This window comes from Wenyingzhuangia sp. 2_MG-2023 (assembly GCF_030548295.1).
Lineage (GTDB): Bacteria > Bacteroidota > Bacteroidia > Flavobacteriales > Flavobacteriaceae > Wenyingzhuangia.
In genome coordinates this window covers 394,438-418,775 of the sequence record NZ_JAUOSB010000001.1, presented here as the reverse complement: position 1 = coordinate 418,775, position 24,338 = coordinate 394,438, and the positions used below count along the sequence as shown (strand labels likewise).

Genomic DNA, 24,338 nt, shown 5'->3' with positions numbered 1-24,338 from the left:
ATGAAAAAACAATTGCTAATAGCGAGTCTATTTTTGGGAACCATAAGTATGTCTGCCCAAGAAGAAGAATCTACAGAAATAAAAAAAGAAGATGTGGTGGTAGAATTTTCATTCAGCCCCACACTGTCTAATGTGTTTAAATTAAAAAGCACTCCAAATCCTACGCAAGAATTTCCAAAGAAAAAAGTTACGTATAAAATTAATTCCAAAGAAGTTCCTTCGGATTTTGTTCCAGTAGCTAAGAAAGCAGTCTATGTTTCAGTTGATGATGACAAAGCACCCAATTACGCAAATTATGTGTACGGAGCTGCGGGCTTGTATGGGAATGGTGAATTTGAATTGATGTTGAGACCAGAGACTTCTAGAAAAGGATATCGTTTTGGAGTAGACTTATCTAGTTACAATGCACAGAAAGGAATAGAAGATGAAAGAGTAAATAATGGACAGTGGAATGCAAATGCGGGTGTGTTTTTGGCTAAAGAAGATAGAAATTATGATTGGATAGGGAAGTTGAATTACAATAGAAATCAAATTCATTGGTACGGATTGGATGAAAATATTTTAGCAAGTATTTACGAAAATCAAGAGGTAATGCAATTGTACAATACGGTTGATTTTTCTGGAGCATTGTCCTTTAACAAAGCAGCAGTGAAAAGTGTAACACCTTCCATTCAGTTTTTTTCGGATGACTACAATAGTTCTGAAATTAAATTGGGCATAGGTACGGTTTTAGACAAATCTTTGTTCAAAGATTTTATAGAATTACAAGTAGATTTAGAATATTTGAACGGAAGTTTTGATCAGAATTATGCTGGGGATGCTGCCGTAAATTATAGTTTTATCAATGTAGGATTGACTCCAAAATATGAATACCAAGCGAAGAGTTTTCAATTGCGTGCGGCTTTAGGTTTGTTTGCCAATATAGATCAAGAAGCATCAAAATCTAATTTTATATTTTTGCCAAACATCCAAACGGATATCTTACTGTTAGAAAATATCATGACAATGCATGCGGGAATCCGTAGTGAATTGAATCAAAATTCATACGCAAGTTTGGTCAAACAAAATCCATGGATTTCACCTACGCAAACAATAAAAACGTCTCAAACACCTGTTGATGTATTTTTAGGATTGGAAGGAAAACTGACCAAAACGGTGTCTTACAATACAGAAATCAGTTATCAACAAACAAAAGACAAAGTGTTATTTGTGCATAATAATGATGTAAGTGGTTCTGTGTTGGCGTATCAAATGGGAAATAGCTTTCGTGCTATTTATGACGATGTAAATGTGTTTTCTTTTAAAGGAACCATAGAGTCTAAATTTTATGAAGCTTTTACCGGAGGAGTTACAGGAGTTTTTAATTCCTACAGTTTAGATCAAGAAGATGAAGCATGGAATTTGCCTAACTTTACAGTAGAGACCTACGCAAATTACACCAAAGGAAAGTTTTTTGGACAGTTGGGACTTAATTTTGTTGGAGGAAGAAAAGATTTTGTGGAATTAGAAAAAGTAGATGTAGATGGATTTGTAGATATCAATCTAAAAACCGCTTATAAAATTAACGACAAGTTGAATGTACACGTAAATGTTTACAATCTTTTGAGTAATAATTATGAATCTTATATAAATTATCAAGTTCAAGGTTTTCAAGCTTTGGGAGGACTTTCATACAAATTTTAAACATGCACTGGGAACAATTATTATCTCTTAAGAGAGCAGGCGATATAGATGGTCGTTTTAGAAAAGATCAAGATGAATTAAGGTTGGGGTTTGAAGTAGATTTTGATAGAATTGTCTTCTCATCTGCATTCCGAAGTCTACAAGATAAAACACAAGTAATTCCACTTTCTGATACGGATTTTGTACACACACGATTGACTCACAGTATGGAGGTTTCTGTGGTAGGACGTTCTTTGGGAAGAATTGTAGGACAGCAATTGTTGGAAAAACATCCCTATTTAAAACAATTAGGATACACATTCAACGACTTTGGAACTATTGTGGCAGCAGCAGCCTTGTCTCACGATATTGGGAATCCTCCATTTGGACACAGTGGAGAAAAGTCTATAGGTGAATATTTTAATACAGGAAACGGCCAAAAATACAAAGAAGCTTTGACTCCAAAAGAGTGGCAAGATTTGATCGATTTTGAAGGGAATGCTAATGGATTTAGAATTTTAACGCAAGATGTTGGCGGTGTAAAAGATGGATTAAGATTGTCTTATGCAACCTTGGGTGCTTTTATGAAATATCCCAAAGAATCATTGCCTAAAAAAGAAACCAAGCATATTGTAGATAAAAAATACGGTTTTTTTCAATCAGAAAAAGAGAAGTTTGTAGATGTAGCAGAAACGTTGGGTTTGAAAAGAATGCGAGAGGGAAAAGACATTTCTTATTACCGTCACCCTTTGGCTTATTTGGTAGAGGCAGCGGATGATATCTGTTACACCATTATCGATTTTGAAGATGGAATCAATTTAGGTTTGGTAGATGAGGAATTTGCCTTGGAGTATATGATTAAGATTGTTCAAGATAAAATTGACAAGAAAAAATACAACTCTCTTGAGTTGAAAAAAGATAGAGTAAGTTATTTAAGAGCTTTGGCAATAAGCACGCTCATTACAGAAGCTGCTACTATTTTTATTGAAAATGAAGAGGCTATTCTAAATGGAACTTTTGACAAATCGTTGTTAGATAAGTGTAAATATGAAGCTCAAATAAATGACATCATCAAACTGAGTGTTGATAAAATTTACAACAGTCGTAGTGTGATAGAAAAAGAAGTTGCTGGTTACAAGGTTATTGCAGATTTGTTGGATGTATTCATCAACGCAGTGCATCGTTATTATTTGGGAAAAGAATCTAGCTACGATAAGTTAATTTTAATAATGTTGCCTCAGGAGTTTAAAAACCAATCCGATAGTCTTTACGAACGTATTATGAATATTTGTTCTTATGTAGCAAGTATGTCTGATAGTTTTGCTATTTTAATCCATAAAAAAATTAGCGGAGTTATTGTTTAAAAACAACATGTTCGCAACATTCCTCGTATGAAAAAAAGACTACTTTACACATTATCATTTCTTATTGTTGTTTCCGTGGCATTTGTTGTGTATGATGCAAAACATGTAAGTAAACGTGAATTTAGAGAGCTTATTGAAAATCACCCAGTTCAACAAAGGTTAAAACTATCTAAAAAAGAACGAAAAAAAAGAGGAATTCCTCCCAATCGCTATTTCGACCTTCAGTATTTGTTAGAAATGAATCCATACACAGGAAAAACGTATCCTGAAAATTTGGAAGAAATTAAAAATCAAAAGAAGACTGTAGCTCGTTTTTCTGCGGTGCCTGGTCAAGATTCAGAAAACAAATGGATAGAGAGAGGTCCAAATAATATTGGAGGAAGAACAAGAGTAGTTTTTTACGATCCAAATGATACATCAGGTAAAAGAGTGTTTGCGGGTGGAGTTTCTGGAGGTTTGTGGGTAAATGATGATATTACGAATGCAAATTCGATGTGGTCTCAAGTGGGGATAGATGAGAATTTGTCAGTATCGTGTTATGCTATAGATCCCAATGATTCTAATACATGGTACGTTGGTACGGGAGAAGCTTATACAGGAAATGATGGTACAGGAAATGGAGTTTGGTACACAACCAATGGAGGTAGTACTTGGTCTAAATTATGGACGGTTGATTTGGATGCAGAAATAGAACCAGACTCAACGGTTCCTGCAGAAGCAAGTAGACCTTATTTTTTCAATCAGATTGTAGCTTGGAACAATGGAGGAACAACGGAGTTGTTTTTTTCTGTAGATGGTGGATTTGATTACGATAATGTTGGTTACCAATTGTCAGGCTGGTGGAAACTTACAGGCAATAGGGTTGAGAGATTGTCTTTTAATGCTCCTGATAGTGATGCAAGTCCAAGTAGAGATAATACGTCTCCTTATGTTTTTAGCGATGTAGAAATTGCTGCGGATAATTCCTTATGGTGTGCAACTAAAATCAATCCTTATGGAAATGGTGGAGGAAAGGTTTTTAGAACTACAGATGGAGAAAATTTTACAGAAAAATATTCTTTTTCAAATGGAGGTAGGGTAGAATTGGCGGTTTCTAAAACGGATGCAAATATTGTATATGTTTTGGCAGAAATTGTTGGTAATGGTGTAGAGTTGGTAAAAACTACGGATGGAACTAATTTTGTAAGCATTGGAAAACCTAACGATGTAGATGCTGATATTTCTGCCAATGATTTTGCTAGAGATCAAGCTTTTTACAATTTAACAATAGAAGTAGATCCTACAAACAATGCCGTAGTTTATGCAGGAGGTATTGACTTGTTCCGATCTAACAATGGAGGAACTTCTTGGTCACAAATCTCGAAATGGTCTAATAATAACGATTTGGCTGATTTTGACATTTCGCTTGTGCATGCAGATCATCATGCGGTTGCTTTTAGTCCTTTGGATGCTAATAAAGGAGTTTTTGCCAATGACGGAGGTATTTATTATTGTTCAAATCTAAGTTCTGCTCCAACAAGCACAACGGCAATAGTTAGTAGAAACAATAATTACAACATCACCCAGTTTTATTCAGGAGCTATAGGGCAAGATGAAGACAACGAAATGTTTTTAGGAGGAGCACAAGACAACGGTTCTTTGTTTGTTTCCAGTGCAAGTTCGGGAATCAATTCTTTTCAGGATATTTATGGAGGAGATGGAGTGCAGAGTTTTATAGACAAAGATGGAGCGTATCTAATAGTATCCTATGTTTACAATACTTATGGAGCGTATACGCTGCCTTTAAGGAATTCAAGTGAGGTTGTTGAGATTGCTGAAGATGATGAAAGTGGTAGCTTTGATAATATTGCAGATTTAGATGACAATCTAGATATTTTATATACGGATGGTAGTACAAGTTCTACACCTAGAATTTCAAGATTTACAAATTTAACAACTTCCCCAACTAGAAGGAATTTTACCAATTCTGAATTGGTAGATGATCCAACAGCGATCAGAGTTTCTCCTTATACAACAGCTTCTTCTACAATTATTGTGGGTACAGAGTCAGGAGTTCTTTTAAAAATCTCTAACATAGATACAGGTGTTCCTGTTTGGGAAAATATAGATGTTGATGAAGAAATTAATGTGGGGTCTATTTCCGATATTGATTTTGGAGTTAATGAAAATAGAATATTGGTTACCTTGCACAATTACGGAATCAACAATATTTATTACACAGTGGATGGTGGAATTACTTGGCAGGAAAAAGATGGAGATTTTCCAGATATTCCTGTAAAGGCAATTAAAATGAATCCTTTTGATGAAGATGAAGTGTTGATAGGTACCAATTTAGGGGTTTGGAGAACGTCTAATTTTTCTTCGGAATCACCAAATTGGGTACAGTCTCAAAATGGAATGTCCAATGTAAAAGTAACCAAGTTTGATATGCGTACTTCAGACAATACGTTGTTAGCATCTACTTATGGTAGAGGACTTTTTACAGCTAGTTTTGAAGACGATGGTTTGGAAACAGATTTAGGAGATAAGTCAGATTTGGAAAAGAGTATTTATTTGAAAACAGAGCTGATTGAAACTGGAAAATTAGATGTAGTTGTTCAGAATGTGGCAGGTGAGATTGATATTGTGGTATATGATGCTACGGGAAAAGTAATTTCAAAAGATATATTAGACTCAGAAAAAGGATCTCTTCAAGAGTTAGAAGCTCCTTCCCGATCAGGGTTGTACATTGTTAGAATAACTAACGAGGGTAAATCTTATACAAAGAAAATAATTGTAGTTAACTAAAAAATGTAGGTAACACCAACACCTAAAATTTGTTTCAACTGTATTTTAGGACCTGTTTGTGTACCATCATCTTGAAGAATTTTAGCATCATCATCGTAAAGTAAATGAGAGCTTATGGTAGATTGAATGTATTGGTTCACTTTCATGTTTAAATTTATCTGAACATCACTATCTACATTTCCAAATCGATTAAGATAATCTGAATAAAAAGAACTCTTTAGTTGAAACTTGATATTCTTCATAACGGTAGTTTGGTATTCTACAGTGACTAGAGTACCAAATTCTGAGTAGATGTTTTCTCCTTTTTTAATAATGTTTCCATCACTGTCCTTTTCTGCTGGTGTAACCCCATAAGAACCTTTATCTGCCAAGTCTTGATCATATACAAAAGTTACCTGATTTGTTAGTGGAGAGATGTTTAATTTAAAATTGTCTTCATCATCGTTATAAACAGCACCAACACCTAAACGCATACGAGCAGGGGCAAAGAAGTTAGAGATTACAGTTGTTTTTAGTTTGTCATTGTATCCTTTTGCTATTTGCGTTGTAAGGTTAAAATCTCCGGAATAATACCACTTAGATTCAATATTCTTTTTATATCCGACAGCAGATTTAATATCGATTATATCGTCTGTTTTTAAAGAATGATCCAAATCATTTTCTTTACTCAAACCGTATTTTATCAAAACACCATTTTTCCAAAAAAGTTGTCCTTTTTTATAATTATAGTCACCAGCAAAAGACGCAATACCAGCAATGGTATTGTTACCTCCTTTGATCCAGTTTAGAAAAGAAGTTTGGGTAAAAAGAATACTTGGTTTGTTTGTTTTTGTCCAATAATTTGTTTTTACACTTTCCTTTAAAATATTTTTAATCGTATCTTTTTTGACAATTGCTAGTGAATCTTTTTTCTGTTTTGAAAAGACTTTTTTAATATTCTTTTTGATGTTTGTAATTGTCTGAGGTACTGGTACGGTGTCTGGTTGATGATAAGTATGTGCAGCAAAAGAAGAGTTGCTAACAAATAAAATAAAAAGCAGAGCGTAAATATTTACTTTGCTAATAGAATGGAATGGTAAATGCCTTGTAAAAATAATTTTCATTTTTATAAAGTAAATAATATGGTGTTTAGTATAGATAGTTCATCAATCTGTGTTTGCACTCTTAACTCTTGGGTTTTACCATGTTCTACAAAAACATCTTCAATTCCTTTAATAATAATGTTGTTTTTAAAGTTGTTGAGCACTGCATATTCAATAATACTAGATCCAAAACCTCCGCTAACAACACCATCTTCATAAGTGATAATTGTTTGATATTGGTTGAGTATACTTTGTACTAATTTAGTATCTAACGGTTTTATAAATTGCATATTGTAGTGTCCTATCTCTGCTTTTTTTTCCTCTGGTAATTTATCAATGGCTAAGTTAACATGATTTCCAATTGTACCAATACTTAGAATGGCAGTTTTAGAGCCTTTTTTTAGGATTTTTCCTTTTCCTATAATAAGTTCTTCAAAAGGTTGTTTCCAGTTGATAGTTTCACCATTTCCTCTAGGGTAACGGATGGCGATAGGGAGCTTCAAGCCTTTTTGAGCAGTATACATAATGTTTCTTAAATCTATCTCATTCATAGGAGCGTAGAGAATTAAATTTGGAATACAGCGCAAGTAAGCAATATCAAAAACCCCATGATGTGTGGCTCCGTCTTGTCCTACCAAACCCGCTCTGTCCAAACAAAAAACAACAGGCAGTTTTTGCAAAGCAACATCGTGAATCACTTGGTCGTAAGCTCTTTGTAAAAAGGTAGAGTAAATATTGCAAAAAGGGATGAGTCCTTCTTTGGCCATTCCTGCTGCTAATGTAACAGCATGTTGTTCTGCAATTCCTACATCAAAAGCCCTATTGGGCATTTTGGCAATCATATATTTTAAAGAGCTTCCTGTAGGCATGGCAGGTGTAATTCCTACTATTTTATCATTTTGTTCTGCCAGTTCTATAATGGTATAACCAAAAACATCTTGGTATTTTGGAGGGGTGTTTTCTTGAGCTAAAGCTATTCTATCTCCTGTTAGAGCATCAAATTTTCCTGGTGCATGATATGTAATTTGATCTTCTTCAGCTTTTTTTAATCCTTTTCCTTTGGTGGTAACTAGATGTAAAAATTTTGGACCTTTGATGTTTTTGAGTCTTTCAAATTCAGCAATTATTTTAGACAAATCATGTCCGTCAATAGGGCCAGAATAATCAAAGTTCAAAGCTTCAAAAATATTGTCTTTTTTAGGTGATTTTCCGTTTTTTGTTTGTGTAAAGTAATCTTTTAAAGCACCAATACTAGGATCTATACCGATGGCATTGTCGTTTAAAATTACCAAAAGATTGGCATTCGTAACTCCCGCGTGGTTCAATGCTTCAAAGGCCATTCCAGAAGCAATAGAGGCATCTCCAATAACAGCAATGTGTTGTTGCTCAGTATTGCCTTGAATTTGTGCAGCCATAGCCATTCCTAAAGCAGCAGAAATAGAAGTGGAGGAATGTCCCGTTCCAAAGGCATCGTATTCACTTTCAGAAATATTTGGAAAACCTGCAATTCCTTTCAAACGCCTGTTGGTGTGAAATTGTGCTCTTCTCCCGGTAAGAATTTTATGTCCGTAAGCTTGATGACCTACATCCCAAATTAATTTGTCTTTGGGAGTGTTGAATACATAATGCAATGCAATGGTCAACTCTACCACACCCAAACTAGCACCAAGATGCCCTTCTTTAGTAGAGACAATATTGATGATAAAATCTCTTAATTCTTGAGCTAATAGTTCTAACTCAAGGAGGCTAAGACTTTTTAAGTCTTTGGGGGAATTTATGGCGTTTAGGATTTCTTTCACGACAACAAAATTACGATTTTGAGAATTGTCCTTGCAACTTATGTTTGAATAAAGTAGCTTCGTTCCACACAATCTTTTTAGGATTTTTATGATACGCCCTTTTGATGATGATTATTTTATGAAAAAAGCTTTAGAAGAAGCTTCGTTTGCTATGGAAAAGGGAGAAGTTCCTGTGGGAGCTGTTATTGTGATGAATGACCAAATCATTGCTAGAGGACACAACTTGACTGAGCAGCTAAACGATGTTACAGCACATGCAGAAATGCAAGCTTTTACAGCAGCTTCAAGTTTTTTAGGAGGGAAATATTTACAAGAATGTGTTTTGTATGTAACGTTGGAGCCTTGCCAGATGTGTGCTGGAGCAAGTTATTGGGCACAGATTGGAAAAATTGTATTTGGAGCGACTGATAAGGAGAGAGGTTTTACAAAACTAAACACCAAATTGCATCCTAAAACAAAAATTATTTCTGGAGTTAGAGAAGAAGAATGTGCACAGTTGTTAATGGACTTTTTTTTATCTAAAAGAAATAAAAATTAATCGTCAATTCTGCTGGCGTTTGGGTCGTTGTGCTTAAGTGAATATTTGGTCAAATCTCTTCCGTTGTATCTATGGTAAATAAACAAAGGCATTAGGATTAAGGTCAATACAATAACTCCAAAACCAATAAATTTTGAGCTTAAGGGGTTACCTGTTAAATGAAAAAAAGCACCAGAAGTCCAAAGTACAATCACCAAAATAAGCAGTATTTTTAATAGAATCTTCATGTAGTAGTGTTACAATTGTTTGTGAAATTAGCTAATTTAACTCGCAATGTAAAGATACAGAAGAAATGAAGTTTAAAGTTAGTTTGTGTGTTTCTATTTTGGCTATTTTAGGAGGGTTAATGTCTTGTCGTCAAACAAAAAATAAATCTAATATGATTGTTATTGCGCACAGAGGTGCATCTGCTTATTTGCCAGAACATACATTGCCTGCAAAAGCATTGGCTTATGGAATGCAACCTGATTTTTTAGAACAAGATGTAGTGTTGTCAAAAGACAATGTGCCTGTGGTAATTCATGATATTCATTTAGAAACTACGACCAATGTTGCTCATGCTTTTCCAGATAGAAAAAGAGAAGATGGAAAATTTTATGTGATAGATTTTACCTGGAAAGAATTAGAAACGTTACAAGTGACAGAGAGATTCAATACAAAGACTCAGGAAGCAGTTTTTGATGATAGATTTCCGATACATACATCAACATTCAAGCTTCATAGGCTGCAAGATGAAATAGAAATGATTCAAGGATTGAACAAGTCAATGAGAAAAAATGTTGGAATTTACGTAGAAATAAAAGAACCTCAGTTTCATGAAAATGAAGGAAAAAATCTTTCTGAAATAGTGTTGAGTGTGTTGGAGACTTATGGATATACAACTAGAAAAGACAACTGTATATTGCAATGTTTTGATGCGATAGAATTGAAAAAAATCAGGCAGGAATACAAGTCAGATTTGTTTTTAGTGCAATTGCTTGAAATAGGTTATCTGGATGAAGCTTTTAAAGACAAAACACCACAGCAAATGATCAAAGAAATTGCTGTATATGCTGATGGAATAGGTCCTTGGTACAAGCAAATCATTGATGGAAAAGACAAGGTAAAGATTCCAGACTTTCACAAAATAGTGACATTGGCACATCAGCAGAATTTAAAAGTACATGCTTTTACTTTTAGAGCCGATGATTTGGTCGATTTTTCTTCTTTTGAGGAATTGTTAGAGGTGGCAACTACACTGCATCTGGATGGGGTTTTTACAGATCACCCAGACTTAGCGGTTGATTATTTTAAGAAATAGAATCACTTGCCATGATTAATTTTCTTCTGTAAGCGTTTAACAATCTTGATTTTGAAATAAATCCGTGGTATTTTCCGTCTTTGATGATTGGTAAATTCCACGCTGAGGTTATTTTAAATTTATCCATAATAACTTCCATAGAATCTTGATCGTAATTGATTACATCTAATGGAGTAGTCATTAAATCTGAAACAAAAGTGGTTTCGTATAATTCAGTATTGAACATGATTGGGCGAATGTCATCCATGTGTAAAACTCCAACCAACTCTTTGTGTTTGTTGACTACAGGAAAGTTGTTTCGTTTCGATTTTACAATTGCTTTGTGAACGAGTTGTCCTAAAGTCATTTTAGGGTTGGTTAAAATAAAATCAGTTTCTACAACTTTGTCAATATCCATCATCATCAAGACATTTTTGTCTTTATCATGAGTCATCAATTGTCCTTTTTTAGCCAATTCTGCTGTATAAATGTTAAAAGGAATAAATTTTTTGGTAACTAGAAATGAGATAGAAGATACAATCATTAAAGGAACAAACAATTCATAACCTCCTGTAATTTCAGCAATTAAGAAAATAGCTGTTAGTGGAGCATGCAACACACCTGCCATCAAGCCAGCCATACCTACCATGGCAAAGTTGCTAGATGAAACCGTGTGACTTACCATCTTAAATTGATTTACAATGGTTGCAACCACATAACCTGTAACACTACCAATAAATAGTGTTGGAGCAAAAACACCTCCAATTCCTCCTGCCCCAAATGTTAGAGCCATAGCAATTACTTTAAAAATAATAAGCCCTATAAGCAAACCAACAACCATCCAAATGGTATCTGCGTTGGTGTTAAAAATGTTGTTTTTTAAAATATGCGAAGCATCTCCTCTTAAAACTGCGTTGATAGTTTCAAAACCCTCACCAAATAGTGGGGGAATAAAAAAGACAATTACCCCAATTAAACTTCCTCCTAAGAGTAGTTTGTACCAGGGGTTTTCTATTTTTTTAAAGAAATCATGAACCCAAAAGTAAACCTTGGTAAAGTAGATGGAAATTAAAGAACATCCAACTCCTAGAAGAATGTAAAAGCCAATGTCATTCAATTCAAAACTATCTTTAATTTCAAAGTGTAATAACACCTCATCACCTAAAAATAAATAAGAAGTAATTACTGCTGAAATAGAAGCCAATAGCAAAGGAATCATAGAAATCATGGTCAGTTCCAAACTAAATATTTCTACAGCAAATACAATAGCTGCAATGGGAGCTTTAAAAATGGAAGACATAGCACCGGCTGCTGCACAACCTACAAGTAAAGTTCTAGAGCGTTGGTCTAAATGGAACAATCTTGCAAAGTTAGATCCTAAAGCAGAACCCGTTGCTACGGTAGGTCCCTCTAAACCTACAGATCCTCCAAACCCTACGGTTAGTGGAGCGGTTAGGATAGATGCCCACATTTGATAACGGTACATGATAGATTCCCTTTTGGATATTGCGTACAATGTGGAAGGAATACCGTGACCTATTTTTTTGCGAATGATGAATTTGATGACTAATAAGGTAAGAGACAGTCCAATAATCGGAAAAATGAAATAAAAACCAATGTGGATTTCTTTGATAAACCCAGTCTCTAAAGACACAAAAATAAAGTGAGTTAAGTTTTTAAGTGTAACTGCACCTATACCCGCTAAAAAACCAACAACTACACTAAGAATGTATAAAAAGTTTTCTGGAGAAATGTGTTTATACTTCCAAATCAAAAATTGATTTAATATATTCTTTTTTTTAGGCATGGCCTTTGTTTTTTTCGGTGGGCTAAGATAGTATTTATAACTCGAACAAAGACAAACTACTTTATGCTTGTATAGGGCATTTTTTACAGTGGTCTTTGCCCTTTTTTTTATATTTTTTGCAGCACTTCTTCTTTTTGTCTTTTGCTAAATATGCAAAGCAACATCCCGTATATTCTGGGGTTATAACCTTTTCAATTCTTTTATCTAACATAATTTGCACTGATTAACTGTCTTAAAATCAGCGCAAATATATGTTTTATTTTAAGTAAATCTAAATTAACTATTCGTTTTTGGCGTTAATTTCTGTTTGAGCAACAATACTTTCAATGTCTTTATCAAATAAATAAGTACCACTTTTATCGTCTCCAATAATTTTTAATTTATCTAAAATAGTTCTAGCTAAAGATTCTTCTTCTGCTTGCTCAGCTACGTACCATTGTAAAAAATTATGAACAGTATAGTTTTTTTCTTCTAAGGTTTGAAAAACTAAATGATTGATACTTTCTGTAACTTGTTCTTCACTTTCTAGGAATATAGTGAAAAGGTCGTGTAAATCATTAAAAGTGCTTTTAGGTGCGTCTAAACTAGGGATGTTAGCAGTACCTCCACGTTCGTTAACAAATTTCACCAATTTTAGCATGTGGATTCTTTCTTCTTCGGACTGCTTGTAAAAAAAGCCAGCAACACCATTGTAACCAATTACTTCTGCCCAAGTGGCCATAGCTAAATACTTCATTGAGGCATTGGCTTCTAATTGTATTTGTTTGTTTAGTGCTTTTTCTATAGTTTCTGATAACATAATCTTCGTGTTTTATGGGATGAAAAATTCTTTAAAAGCAAATTTAAAATCTTACTTATTTCTTGAAAATATAAGATCCAATTGCTTTTAAAGAATTTTATAAAATTAAGGAACTATAAGTTTTATTACAACTTATACCTTTGGAACTGTAATATTTATATTTAGTTCTGATAAAACTTCATTGGTAACTGTTGCAGGTGCGTTAATCATTACATCTCTACCTGAATTGTTTTTAGGAAAGGCAATAAAATCACGAATAGTTTCTTGACCTCCTAATATAGCAACCAATCTATCTAATCCAAAAGCCAAACCTCCATGTGGTGGTGCTCCATATTCAAAAGCATTCATTAAGAATCCAAACTGTTCTTTTGCTTCTTCTGGAGTAAATCCTAAATGTTTAAACATCATTTCTTGTGTAGTTCTATCATATATTCTAATAGATCCTCCTCCAATTTCGTTTCCGTTTAAAACCAAATCATAAGCATTAGCTCTTACTTTTCCAGGATCGGTATCTAACAAAGCCATGTCCTCTTTTTTAGGGCTAGTAAAAGGGTGGTGCATGGCATGGAATCTTTCAGAATCTTCGTCCCATTCTAATAATGGAAAATCTATGACCCATAAAGGAGCAAATTCGTTAGATTTTCTCAATTCCAAACGTTCTGCTAATTCCATACGTAATGCAGAAAGCTGTGCTCTAGTTTTGTTTGCAGGTCCAGACAATACACAAATTAAATCTCCTGGTTTAGCTCCTGTAGCTTTTGCCCAAGCAGCCAAATCTTCTTGATCGTAAAATTTATCTACAGACGATTTAAAAGAACCATCTTGATTGCATTTTACGTAGACCATTCCTAAAGCACCTACTTGTGGACGTTTTACCCATTCAATTAATTTGTCAATTTCTTTACGAGTATATTTTTCTCCTCCTGGAACAGCAATACCCACCACCAATTCAGCATCGTTAAATACTTTGAATTCTTTGTGTTGTGCCACGGTGTTTAATTCTCCAAACTCCATTCCAAAACGGATGTCTGGTTTGTCATTACCATAAGTTTTCATGGCATGTTCAAACGTCATTCTAGGGAAGTCTCCAATTTCTACATTGTTCACTTTTTTTAGTAAGTGACGAGTCATTCCTTCAAAAATGTTTAAAATATCTTCTTGCTCTACAAAAGCTAATTCACAGTCAATTTGTGTGAATTCTGGTTGTCTGTCAGCACGTAAATCTTCATCACGGAAACACTTTACAATCTGAAAGTATTTATCCATTCCACCTACCATCAACAATTGTTTAAAAGTTTGTGGAGATTGTGGTAATGCGTAAAACTCCCCTTGATTCATTCTAGAAGGTACAACAAAATCACGTGCTCCTTCTGGAGTAGATTTGATTAAATAAGGAGTTTCTACCTCAATAAAATCTTGATTAGATAAGTAGTTACGAACTTCTTGAGCAACTTTACTTCTAAAAATCAGGTTGTTTTTTACCGGATTTCTACGAATGTCTAAGTATCTGTATTTCATACGGATGTCTTCACCTCCGTCTGTTTCATCTTCTATGGTAAAAGGAGGAAGTTTAGCCTCGTTTAAAATAGTTAGTTCTTTTACTAAAACTTCAATTTCACCCGTAGCTATATTTTTGTTTTTTGCTTCACGTTCTATTACCGTACCTTGTACTTGAATCACAAACTCTCTACCTAATGTTTTAGCTTTGTCAAGAATTTCTTTGGGAGTTCTGTCTTCATCAAAAATAAGTTGTGTAATTCCGTATCTATCACGTAAATCTACCCAAACCATAAATCCTTTATCTCTGGATTTTTGAACCCAACCTGATAAGGTAACTTCTTGGTTTGCATTTTCAATTCTTAATTCTCCGTTTGTATGACTTCTGTACATGTTGTGCTTCAATTTAAAGGGGCAAAGTTACTTTTTTAATTCGATGTCTGAAAGGTAAAATCACCTTTGTAGTTTCTTAATAAAAAGCGAAAATCCACTTAGAATTTCTAAGTGGATTTTGATTATTTTTTAGCTAATAAATCTCTGATTTCTGTTAGCAATTGTTCTTGTGTAGGGGCTTTAGGTTTTGGAACTTCTTTCTTTTTTGTTTTTTCGTATGCTTTGATAAATATAAAGATGACAAAACCAATGATTATAAAATCTATAATAGCTTGGATAAAATTTCCATAAGTCAACACAGCAGCATCAGCTTGTTTTGCTTCAGTCAAGGTTTCATAATGTCCTTTTCCTAATACAATAAATAGATTACTTACGTTTTTGTTCCCTAGAAAAAGACCCACTATGGGCATTAAGATATCTGCAGCTAAAGAACTAACAATGGTTTTAAAAGCACTACCAATAATAACAGCGGTTGCTAAACTAACAATATCGCCTTTCATTAGAAAAGCTTTAAAGTCCTTAAAAAAAGTGATGGTTTTAGTTTTTATTGGTTCCATTTTAAAGTGAATTTAGTCGATGAAAACACGTTTGATTCGCTGAGCAATAGCAGTTAAAATTTCGTAAGAAATGGTGTTACAAATGGTAGCAAATTCTTCTACAGTTTGTTGATTGTTAAAAATAATTACTTCATCACCTTCTTTGCAGTCAATCTCTGTTACATTTACTAAAATCATGTCCATACAAATATTTCCTGCAGTGTATGCTTTTTGTCCGTTGATGGTTACATATCCGTTTCCACAACCCAGTGGTCTAGAAAACCCATCCGCATGACCAATAGGAATAATGGCAATTTTCTCTTCTTTTTCAGTAATAAGTCCTCTGTTGTAACTAACGCTACTGCCTTTGGGTACTTTTCTGATTTGTGAAATAATAGATTTTAAAGTAGCTACGTTTTTAAGATTGGATGTCTCTTTGGCATCGTTTCCAAAACCGTACAGACCAATTCCCAATCTAACCATATCAAAATGAGCGTTAGGGTAATTGATAACACCAGAAGTGTTGCTCATGTGCACCGTAAAAGGATCCGTTAATTTTGAACGTAACTTTGTGGTGATTTTATCAAACGTATGTATCTGACCTTCGGTAAATTCTTTTTCATTCAAATCTTCACTGGCGGCAATGTGTGAAAAAGCTGAAACCACTTTAATGTTTTGGTTCTTTGTTACAAGTTTCAAAAGTTCATCAACTTCTTCTAAATTGAATCCCAATCTGTTTAGGCCTGAATTGAATTTTAAATGAATAGGATAGTTCGTTAAATTTTCTTGTTTGGCAAAAGAGCTAAATTCTTTTAAAGTGTGTAGAGAATAGATGTTCGGTTCTAAACAATATTTTACCAACAAAGGATAGTTGAATGTTTGAGCATGCAAAACCAAGATTGGCTTTGTAATTCCTTGTTCACGTAGCTTAATCCCCTCATCAGCGTAAGCAACACCAAAATAATCAACACCTTGTTTTTCAAGTTCGTTAGCTATTCCAACAGGTTCCAAACCATAAGAAAAAGCTTTTACAACGGCCAATGTTTTGGTTCCGCGTTTTGTTTTGTTTTTTAAGTAGTGAAAATTGTGTTTTAGAGCAGATAAATCAATTTCTAACTGCGTAACATGGTGGTTTTCCATTCTAATTGTTTTTTACATTTTCTTTGTAAAAAGCTGCTCGACTCAAAGGTTCGTAGGCATCATTCTCACCCAACATTACTTGTTTTTCATCGCTAGTTTTTCGGTGGCTGTAGTGTGCTAGGTTTCCTGTTTTGGTGCAAATAGCGTGTACTTTGGTTACATATTCTGCTGTTGCCATTAAGTAAGGCATGGGACCAAAGGGTTTTCCTTTAAAATCCATATCCAATCCAGCTACAATAACTCTAATTCCTTTGTTGGCTAAATCGTTGCACACATTTACAATTTCGTCATCAAAAAATTGAGCTTCATCAATTCCAACTACATCAACATCATTGGCTAACAAACGAATGTTTGCTGCTGCAGGAACAGGAGTAGAGCGAATTTGATTGGCATCGTGAGATACTACATCTTCATCGTTGTATCTGGTGTCTATAGTGGGTTTGAAAATTTCAATTCGTTGTTTGGCAATCTGAGCGCGTTTCAATCTACGGATCAACTCTTCGGTTTTACCCGAAAACATAGATCCACAAATAACTTCAATCCATCCAAATTGTTCTTTTGGGTTTACGGTGTTTTCCAGAAACATTTTGTAATTTTATCAGTGTTAGTATTATCCATTTTGCAAGTTTTTAGCAAAGTGATAAGTGGCACAAATTTATCAAATAAAAATCAACCTCTCTAACCTAAATTTATCAAAGTATTTATGCAAAAAAAAATAGAAGCAGAATTGATGAGTCTCGCTCATAGTATTCTGAAAATGAAAAATGGAGGAGATGTAGAAGCTTTAAAAAATAAAGCTCATAAGTTGTATGAGCAGTTGTCTGTGTTGTCTTTTTTGGAGAGATATGTAAGAGAAACTCCTCAAAATACCAAAACGATGGAGGAATTGGTGACTGAAACTTTTGTGGAAATCACTGAGGAAAAAAATACTGTTGAGGTGTTGGAGGAAGAAGTAGTGGAGCAAGAAATGACTGCAGAAGAGAATACGGAGATAGTAGAGACAGTGGTTGTAGAAGAAATAAAGATTGAAACTGAAGAAACAATTGTGGAAAATGGAGTAGTAGAAGAGCTTGAAGAAATGCCTGAACCTATTGTTGATTTGTTTCATGAAAAAGAAGAAATACAAGAATTTGAAAAGATAGAAGAATCAACACCTTCTTTGCAATCTACATTAGAACGAGAGTTTGGAACTACAGTTTCTTTAGATGTAACGACAGATTTGTTTGAAAATGCACAAAGATTAGCTCCTAAAAAATCTATCAATGATGCAATGATGCAACAAAAGAGTTTGCAGATAGACTTGAATGATAGAATTGCTTTTGTGAAACATTTGTTTGCCAATAGTCAAGAAGATTTTAATAGAGTGGTTTCGCAATTAAACACAATGGAATCGCAAAAAGAAGCTTTATCTTTCTTGAAAATGATAAAAAAGGAGTATAATTGGAGCGGAAAAGAAGTATACGAAGAAAGACTACTTTTGTTAATCGATAGAAAATTTAATTAAGATGAGTTTAAAAGCACAAGATTTTAATAAAATATTTGATGCTGTGATTGCGAAATATCACGTAGTAGATGATGTAGATCAGCCTTTTGAAAATATTTATAAGGCAAGTACTTTGGAGCATTTGTTGTACAGAAAATGTTGGATAGATACGGTTCAGTGGCATTTTGAAGATATTATTCGTTTGCCAGAAATAGATCCTATAGAAGCTTTGGCTTTGAAAAGAAGAATAGATGCTTCTAATCAAGACAGAACAGACATGGTGGAGTATGTGGATAGTTATTTTTTACAAAAGTACGCAGACGTACAGCCTAAGAACAATGCAAAAATCAATTCTGAAAGTCCTGCATGGGCTATTGACAGATTGTCTATTTTGGCATTGAAAATATATCACATGGCAGAAGAGGTAAATAGAGAGTCTGCTTCTGAAAGTCACCGAGCAGCGTGTCAGAAAAAATTAGATATTTTGTTAGAGCAAAGAATAGATTTGTCTACGGCTATTGATGATTTGGTTACGGATATTGAGAGTGGTGACAAATACATGAAAGTGTACAAGCAAATGAAAATGTACAATGACGATGAATTGAACCCGATGTTGTACAATAAAAAATAACTTTTCGAGATTGTTATTTTAGAGTCCAGAAGAAAGAAATTTGATGTTTTATCTTTCTGGACTCTTCTTTAGGAATGTTATGGAGTTTGTCTGTTTTTTAGTTTTCTAATCAACTCTTCTAATCCATTTAGCTTTAGCTCATACACCTCAGCCATCATTTTACCTAAGGTTCCTGCTGGAAATCCCTTGGTTCTATACCATACAATATAATGTTCGGGCAAATTAATCAAATCATAGCCTTTGTACTTTCCAAAAGGCATTTTAGTGTTTGCTAGTTTGATTAAATATTCTTTATCTGACAAATTGTTCATTATTTGTATATTGGTATATGTTTTGAGCGTATAAATATATACATTTGCAAACTTCTTTGACAATATGGGGACGACTGGTTTTGACAGCGAGGTCAGTTAACTAGTAAGCATGCCGAGAGATGGAACTCATTCTCGTAAATCGAGGTTCTAAAACAACAAACGGTGAAGAATCTTTCGCCATGGCTGCCTAATTATCTGAATTAATAGTACGATAAGGCCTAGGCTCACAAGGTGAGCAAGCTATGCATCTCATGCCAGCGCTGATAGACCGCGTGCAATTTAGAGGTGTCGTAAAAGTCTAGATAGAAAACGTATAACTTAGCTGCGTTTTCGAAACTCAATAAGTTAAGTTTTGGGTAGGTCGTTTTTAGCCAGCCCACTGCCGACAATTGGATAGAAACTATGCATGTAGAAAGCTACGCGATTGCTCGTTTGGACCCGAGTTCGATTCTCGGCGTCTCCACAATTAAAAAACCTAAACAACTTACTTGTAGGTGTTTAGGTTTTTTTATTTTTTTAATTGTACGATTTATGTACGGTCGGTGTTCTTTTAGTGTATTTGACTGGTTAATTTCATTAAGCGTAAATATCTTTTTGTTGGTTTCCCTCTATAGTATTTTTTAAAATATTTACTACGTAGCTCTGTATAGTAAATGTCAAATTTAAAATACGCTCCATGTGTTTTTTCTAATTCTCTATAGCTTTTACTTGTGGTTTGTGTTGAGTACATTCCAGTTTTTAAAATACTTCTATGTTGAAATATGCCATTAATTAAATGTAATTTTCTACATCTTACTCCAGTGTATTTGCATTTAAAATACCAAATATCACCTTTGTTTAGATTTGATTTTGTAAACACTAAATTAACTTTGTAATTGTGTTGTATATCATTACAGATGTAATTAAATTCAACATAATTATCATTTTTATTTAATGAAGTTTTGATATTTATACTTCCTGAGTTTTCTCCTTGTCTAACCCAGTTAACAGTTCCCTTAATTAAGTAGTTTTGTTGTAGGTATTTAAGTTTCTTTAAATCTGTAATAGATAAACTTTTAACCTCATCAAATAAGAAAGGGAACGTGTAATTTTTAGCCATATTATTATTTTTTAAACCTAAATAATTAGAGAAGATTATTTGTTTGTTATGGGTAACGAATTGTATCTATAATTAAAGATGTAATATGTTACCCAAATCTAAACTTGTAATTCGTTACCCTTTTTTATTAATAATTCTACTATTTTGTTTTGTGTGTTGTAACCTATAGTTTTGTTTAACTTTTTTAGTTTGTCTAAATGATATTTTTTGTTTTTTCTTGAATACAAATTGTTTCTCTCGTTCCAAAATGTATTGGTTTGGTATTCGATATACTTTTTAGTTATTGTATTATCAATATCATAAAAAATAATATTGTTCCATTGAGTAATTAATTCATCAAAAAATACCTTTTTATCACAGTTTATAAAGTCTTCAAGTGTATAGATTCCTTTTGCTCTGTATTTAGACCAATTCATTTGCTTTACTTCAATCCTTAAAACCTCTTTATTTAATTTATACTGTAAACCTTTATTGTAGATTTTTAAAATATAATTAGAGTGTTTAAATTGAATGTATTTACCCTCTATTTTACAATCAATTCCTACGGTTTTGTCTACGGATAAATGTTGTACGCATCTATCTATAACATAATTACTCATTAGTAATAATGGTATGATGTTATAACCCCATTCAAGATTTAGGATTTTTAAATTAAATGGCTCTATTAATAACTCTTTTTTTAGCAGTTTTAAGGTGTTTAGAAAACAACTTTGATTCATATCGTTATAATTGTGTTTACCGTCATTAGAATAGATATGAATGCTTCCTGAAATCCAAACTCTCCCACTATTAAATATTTGTATTTTAAAATTCTTAAAACGAGCTTCTTTGTACTCAAAAATTTCTCCAGTGCTTGTGCTTACTTTACAAATAAAATCTAGTAGAGAGTTGGTTTCAAAAACTGTTTTACTTAAACCTATAACCTCAGCTTTTATAAAATCAATTGGAATATAATTTAACCTACACATTTAATAGTTAAATGGAATATCTAATTGGTTTGACGGAGGAAACAATTCAGGATTTGTAGTTAAATACCATGCTTTGAACCCTGTCTTTTTACAGGTTCTTTTTTCAACCTCATAGAGTAACCTTTTTTTTTCTAAATCTCTTTTGTATCTACAAATAGATTTTTGGGGAATACCTGTTGCATCTGAAACCATTGAAGCTGTTGCAATGTTTTCTTTTAAATACAGAAATATGGTTTTCTTTTGATTTGCTCTTTGTGTATTTTTGCCTTGCTTATAACTATTATCTTTAAGGCTTTGTGTATTGGTAGTACTCATAGCCTTATTTTTTTAATGGTGTTAAACATTCTAACAACTCCGCTTTTTTATAGTATCGGCGGTTTGCAATACCATAAGCTTTGACTTTACCTTTGTTAGTCCAGTGCCAAAGCGTACTTGAGTCTATTTGTAGGAATTTACACGTTTCTTCACGTGTTAACAACTCATTAGGGTTATGAGTGTTTAAAGTTTTTTTAAAGTCTTCTAATTGACTTTTAACTCCCTCTTTAATTAACTGAGTTAATGTTTCGGGACTTACATTTTGCAATAAAATTGACTGTGTCATTTACAATGTTTTTAAGTGATTAACATTGCAAATATTGGTTTTGGGTTGTACCCTTAAAGACCGCGTTTTGTACCTTTTTGGGTACGCTTCATACCTTTGTTTTTAAATGGATTTTATTTGGTTGAAAATAACTAGTCTTTTTTCATTTGATTGTGCTTTGTAGTCTGTGAATTTTATTTTTTCAAATGCAATTTCATAAGTATCATTGATCCAGTTTTGTATATCTACGTATCGAATATTATCATGAATTAATTTATGATGTTTCATTACTGAAAACATAAAATCAATATCAGTTCTTTTTTTCTTATCAATTTTAAATTTGTCAAACATTCCTTGCCAAACATAAAAAGCTTTTCCTACGAAAATATGACTATGTAAATCTTTTTTAACCTCATCACTTTTATTGATTTTGATGTCAGGTTTTGTAAGGTTCTCGTTAATTGTATTTTGTTGAGGTTTTAGTGTAGGATTATACTCTTTTTCTAGCTTTAATTTTTCTATTTTATTTAGGCAAAAGACTTTAAAACCTATTCCAAATAAGTTTTTTGGGTTTCTAAACTCAAAATCTATACTTAATATCAATGATTGTAATCCGTCTATTTCTAGTTCTAATTCTTCTTTTTTATAATAATATATTTTAGTTTCCCAGTAGTTGATTTTATCATCAATAGAGTTGATTTTTTTGACTTCATTTTCGTATTTATACCAACTGTCAGAGTAATAATTGCTTTTGAAATTATTTAGATTTTGATTATTGTTTATGGATTCGTTTATTTTTGGGGTTTGTAGTTCTAGTTTTTCTTTTTCTAAAAACATTAAATACCCTTTGTAGATTTTATTTGTTCTGTGTTGTGATAATGACTTTGAGTTTGGGTGTTGTTTGATATAATCAATATTATATTCTATAATCTCGTTTGTTTTATTTATTTCTTTTGTTAAAAATTCTTTTGTTTCTTCTTTTTCATTGTAAAGAGTACTTAAAGTTTGTTTACTTTCTTTTAAATAAACTTCAAGTTTTATTTGGTAATATTCGGGTGCTAAATCAATACAGTTGAAAGGAAACATAGGTTTTTTTTTGTTTAGGTAATTTCTTCTGTAGGCTTCTTTTTCTTCAAATATTTTTTGTTCAGATACAGAAAAATAAAAAAACTTATTGTTGTATTGAAGTGGAGTATCAACTTTACTTTTTTTTAGTTCTTTTAATTTATTTTCTAAGTTTTGAGGGTTTTCTTTACCAAAGTATGTTGACATTGTTTATTGCTTTTAAGAAGTGAAGTAAATGATATTTTAAAAGGAAGTTAAAAGTATTTAGTTATTTCTAGTGCCAAATCTTTGTTGCTTTTACCTATGTAATTTAAAAACATAGATTCCGTACTATGTCCTGTAATGTATATTAAATAAGTAGTAGGTATTTTACCGTAAAAGTTAGTAGCAAAACTACGTCTTCCAATATGGGAGGTTATTAGTTTGTGTTTTGGATAAGTATCTGTTTTTTTTCTATAAATACCACTATCAGGTTTTGTTTCTGTTTTTTTACTACCATTTACCAAATAATTAATTTCTGCAATTTTACACACCTCTTTTATGTAGTCGTTATACTTTTGGTCTGAAATGGAATAAGGAAATTTACCGTTTCTTTTGTTTAGTATTTCTAGTACTTTGGGGTGTAGTGGTATGGTCATATTTTTACCAGTTTTCTTTTGAGTAAATTCTAATAACTGTTTATCGTTTTCAATTCTTATTTGTTCGTGTGTAAATTTCATGAAGTCTGAAATTCTTTGCCCCATGTAGCAACTAATAATTAACCAATCTTTTGCATTGTCTAAACTATCAGTAAGTTTTTCTTTTTTTATTAATTCTATTTTATTTAGTTCTTCAATAGTTAAGTATATTTTTTCAACTTTTACTTTGTCAAGTCTTAAACTGTCTAATTGTGGGTGTGTTTCAAGTCCTAAAAATCGTGCGTGTTTACAAAATGTTTTAATAATGGCTAATTCTCTTTGTATTGTGTTTTGTGCGTACAATTCTTTTTTAAGATAGTTTACAAACTCATTTTTAAATTTATCGTTTACATCTTTAATCAATATTTGTTTTTTACGATAGCTTTCAAATCTTTGCAGTTTGTGTTTAATAACATTAAACTTTTTTTTAGAAGCTTCTTTTACCTCATGTTTTCTGTATTCATTGTAAAAATCTATGTAATCAACTAAATTGACAGGTATGTTTTTTTCTTGTTGAGGTGGGGTGTAGTAATAGTCAATTTGAGTTTTTAACCATTCTTTATTTATTGTATCAGGACTAACAAGGTTAAAAGCGTTTATAATATGATTGTCAAGCTTATTGAGTTCGTTATTGATTTCAGTTTGTTTATTAGTGATTTCAATATCTTTTGATTTCTTTTTATGTTGCTTGCTCCAGTAGTGTTTTTCAACTTCTAATTTTGTTTTTTCTCCAATAGCATAGTCAACGTTGTTATGGCGAAATAATAGTCTCAAAATTAGGGTTGATTTTTCCCTTGTTGAACGATATAAATAGTTGATTGTTGCCATGACTGATATTGCT

The 24,338-nt window shown here is 32.8% G+C and carries 23 protein-coding genes and 1 other RNA gene; 8 read left to right on the top strand and 16 right to left on the bottom strand.

Annotated features, from left to right (window positions below; all coding sequences use genetic code 11):
- From Q4548_RS01565 to Q4548_RS01555, 3 genes are read left to right on the top strand one after another with little or no spacing between them, the layout of a single operon-like run.
- The gene (locus tag Q4548_RS01565) at window positions 1–1,683 is read left to right on the top strand and encodes a hypothetical protein (protein ID WP_303450637.1); all 1,683 of its coding nucleotides are present in this window, start codon (window positions 1–3) and stop codon (window positions 1,681–1,683) included.
- A 2-nt stretch (window positions 1,684–1,685) separates the two neighbouring features.
- Window positions 1,686–3,026, top strand: a complete 1,341-nt coding sequence (locus tag Q4548_RS01560; RefSeq protein WP_303450634.1) for a deoxyguanosinetriphosphate triphosphohydrolase — start codon at window positions 1,686–1,688, stop codon at window positions 3,024–3,026.
- 27 nt (window positions 3,027–3,053) lie between these two features.
- Window positions 3,054–5,813 carry a T9SS type A sorting domain-containing protein gene (locus Q4548_RS01555; RefSeq protein ID WP_303450632.1) on the top strand — a complete coding sequence of 920 codons (2,760 nt, stop codon included), beginning with the start codon at window positions 3,054–3,056 and terminating at the stop codon, window positions 5,811–5,813.
- On the opposite strand, the gene Q4548_RS01550 is transcribed toward Q4548_RS01555, so the two are convergent.
- Window positions 5,810–6,916 carry a DUF3078 domain-containing protein gene (locus Q4548_RS01550; protein WP_303450630.1) on the bottom strand — a complete coding sequence of 369 codons (1,107 nt, stop codon included), beginning with the start codon at window positions 6,914–6,916 and terminating at the stop codon, window positions 5,810–5,812. The two genes, Q4548_RS01555 and Q4548_RS01550, sit on opposite strands and share 4 nt — an antisense overlap.
- Window positions 6,917–6,918: 2 nt before the next feature.
- Window positions 6,919–8,694, bottom strand: a complete 1,776-nt coding sequence (locus Q4548_RS01545) for a 1-deoxy-D-xylulose-5-phosphate synthase (protein ID WP_303450628.1) — start codon at window positions 8,692–8,694, stop codon at window positions 6,919–6,921.
- 88 nt (window positions 8,695–8,782) lie between these two features.
- On the opposite strand from Q4548_RS01545, the gene Q4548_RS01540 reads away from it, so the two are divergent.
- Window positions 8,783–9,232, top strand: a complete 450-nt coding sequence (locus Q4548_RS01540) for a nucleoside deaminase (protein WP_303450625.1) — start codon at window positions 8,783–8,785, stop codon at window positions 9,230–9,232.
- On the opposite strand, the gene Q4548_RS01535 is transcribed toward Q4548_RS01540, so the two are convergent.
- The gene (locus Q4548_RS01535) at window positions 9,229–9,459 is read right to left on the bottom strand and encodes a hypothetical protein (RefSeq protein WP_303450622.1); all 231 of its coding nucleotides are present in this window, start codon (window positions 9,457–9,459) and stop codon (window positions 9,229–9,231) included. The genes Q4548_RS01540 and Q4548_RS01535 overlap by 4 nt on opposite strands.
- Window positions 9,460–9,524: 65 nt before the next feature.
- Here Q4548_RS01535 and glpQ point away from each other — a divergent pair, with 65 nt between their 5' ends.
- On the top strand, window positions 9,525–10,532 hold the full coding sequence (glpQ, locus tag Q4548_RS01530) for a glycerophosphodiester phosphodiesterase (protein ID WP_303450620.1): 1,008 nt from the start codon (window positions 9,525–9,527) through the stop codon (window positions 10,530–10,532).
- On the opposite strand, the gene Q4548_RS01525 is transcribed toward glpQ, so the two are convergent.
- The 6 genes from Q4548_RS01525 to Q4548_RS01500 form a co-directional block, all read right to left on the bottom strand.
- Window positions 10,522–12,318, bottom strand: coding sequence for a chloride channel protein (locus Q4548_RS01525; protein WP_303450617.1), 1,797 nt, complete (start codon window positions 12,316–12,318; stop codon window positions 10,522–10,524). The two genes, glpQ and Q4548_RS01525, sit on opposite strands and share 11 nt — an antisense overlap.
- 280 nt (window positions 12,319–12,598) lie before the next feature.
- Window positions 12,599–13,117, bottom strand: a complete 519-nt coding sequence (locus tag Q4548_RS01520) for a ferritin (RefSeq protein ID WP_303450614.1) — start codon at window positions 13,115–13,117, stop codon at window positions 12,599–12,601.
- Between the two features lie 132 nt (window positions 13,118–13,249).
- Window positions 13,250–15,007 (bottom strand): aspartate--tRNA ligase, encoded by a 1,758-nt coding sequence (aspS, locus tag Q4548_RS01515; protein WP_303450611.1) that lies wholly within the window; start codon window positions 15,005–15,007, stop codon window positions 13,250–13,252.
- A gap of 122 nt (window positions 15,008–15,129) precedes the next feature.
- Entirely contained in the window at window positions 15,130–15,564 is a 435-nt protein-coding gene (gene mscL / locus Q4548_RS01510; RefSeq protein WP_408068623.1) for a large conductance mechanosensitive channel protein MscL, read from the bottom strand.
- 12 nt (window positions 15,565–15,576) lie between these two features.
- Window positions 15,577–16,683, bottom strand: coding sequence for an alanine racemase (alr, locus tag Q4548_RS01505; protein ID WP_303450608.1), 1,107 nt, complete (start codon window positions 16,681–16,683; stop codon window positions 15,577–15,579).
- 1 nt (window position 16,684) lies between these two features.
- Window positions 16,685–17,269: a thymidine kinase gene (locus Q4548_RS01500; protein WP_303450606.1), complete on the bottom strand. Its 585-nt coding sequence runs from the start codon at window positions 17,267–17,269 to the stop codon at window positions 16,685–16,687.
- A 117-nt stretch (window positions 17,270–17,386) separates the two neighbouring features.
- Between Q4548_RS01500 and Q4548_RS01495 the strand changes: the two genes are divergently transcribed.
- Both Q4548_RS01495 and Q4548_RS01490 read left to right on the top strand, forming a co-directional pair.
- Window positions 17,387–18,187, top strand: a complete 801-nt coding sequence (locus Q4548_RS01495; RefSeq protein WP_303450603.1) for a hypothetical protein — start codon at window positions 17,387–17,389, stop codon at window positions 18,185–18,187.
- Window position 18,188: 1 nt separating this feature from the next.
- The gene (locus tag Q4548_RS01490; RefSeq protein WP_303450601.1) at window positions 18,189–18,797 is read left to right on the top strand and encodes a DUF4254 domain-containing protein; all 609 of its coding nucleotides are present in this window, start codon (window positions 18,189–18,191) and stop codon (window positions 18,795–18,797) included.
- A 77-nt stretch (window positions 18,798–18,874) separates the two neighbouring features.
- On the opposite strand, the gene Q4548_RS01485 is transcribed toward Q4548_RS01490, so the two are convergent.
- Complete coding sequence (locus tag Q4548_RS01485; protein ID WP_303450599.1) at window positions 18,875–19,108, bottom strand: DUF3820 family protein; 234 nt, start codon at window positions 19,106–19,108, stop codon at window positions 18,875–18,877.
- A 66-nt stretch (window positions 19,109–19,174) separates the two neighbouring features.
- On the opposite strand from Q4548_RS01485, the gene ssrA reads away from it, so the two are divergent.
- Window positions 19,175–19,574: a transfer-messenger RNA gene (gene ssrA, locus Q4548_RS01480) on the top strand.
- A gap of 84 nt (window positions 19,575–19,658) precedes the next feature.
- On the opposite strand, the gene Q4548_RS01475 is transcribed toward ssrA, so the two are convergent.
- The 6 genes from Q4548_RS01475 to Q4548_RS01450 form a co-directional block, all read right to left on the bottom strand.
- Complete coding sequence (locus Q4548_RS01475) at window positions 19,659–20,207, bottom strand: hypothetical protein (RefSeq protein WP_303450596.1); 549 nt, start codon at window positions 20,205–20,207, stop codon at window positions 19,659–19,661.
- A gap of 98 nt (window positions 20,208–20,305) precedes the next feature.
- The gene (locus Q4548_RS01470) at window positions 20,306–21,175 is read right to left on the bottom strand and encodes a hypothetical protein (RefSeq protein WP_303450593.1); all 870 of its coding nucleotides are present in this window, start codon (window positions 21,173–21,175) and stop codon (window positions 20,306–20,308) included.
- The gene (locus Q4548_RS01465; RefSeq protein ID WP_303450590.1) at window positions 21,176–21,490 is read right to left on the bottom strand and encodes a hypothetical protein; all 315 of its coding nucleotides are present in this window, start codon (window positions 21,488–21,490) and stop codon (window positions 21,176–21,178) included.
- Window positions 21,491–21,494: 4 nt separating this feature from the next.
- Window positions 21,495–21,776, bottom strand: a complete 282-nt coding sequence (locus Q4548_RS01460) for an AlpA family transcriptional regulator (protein WP_303450587.1) — start codon at window positions 21,774–21,776, stop codon at window positions 21,495–21,497.
- Between the two features lie 102 nt (window positions 21,777–21,878).
- Entirely contained in the window at window positions 21,879–23,027 is a 1,149-nt protein-coding gene (locus Q4548_RS01455) for a hypothetical protein (RefSeq protein ID WP_303450585.1), read from the bottom strand.
- 47 nt (window positions 23,028–23,074) lie between these two features.
- Entirely contained in the window at window positions 23,075–24,271 is a 1,197-nt protein-coding gene (locus tag Q4548_RS01450; protein WP_303450582.1) for a phage integrase SAM-like domain-containing protein, read from the bottom strand.
- Between the last annotated feature and the right edge of the window lie 67 nt (window positions 24,272–24,338).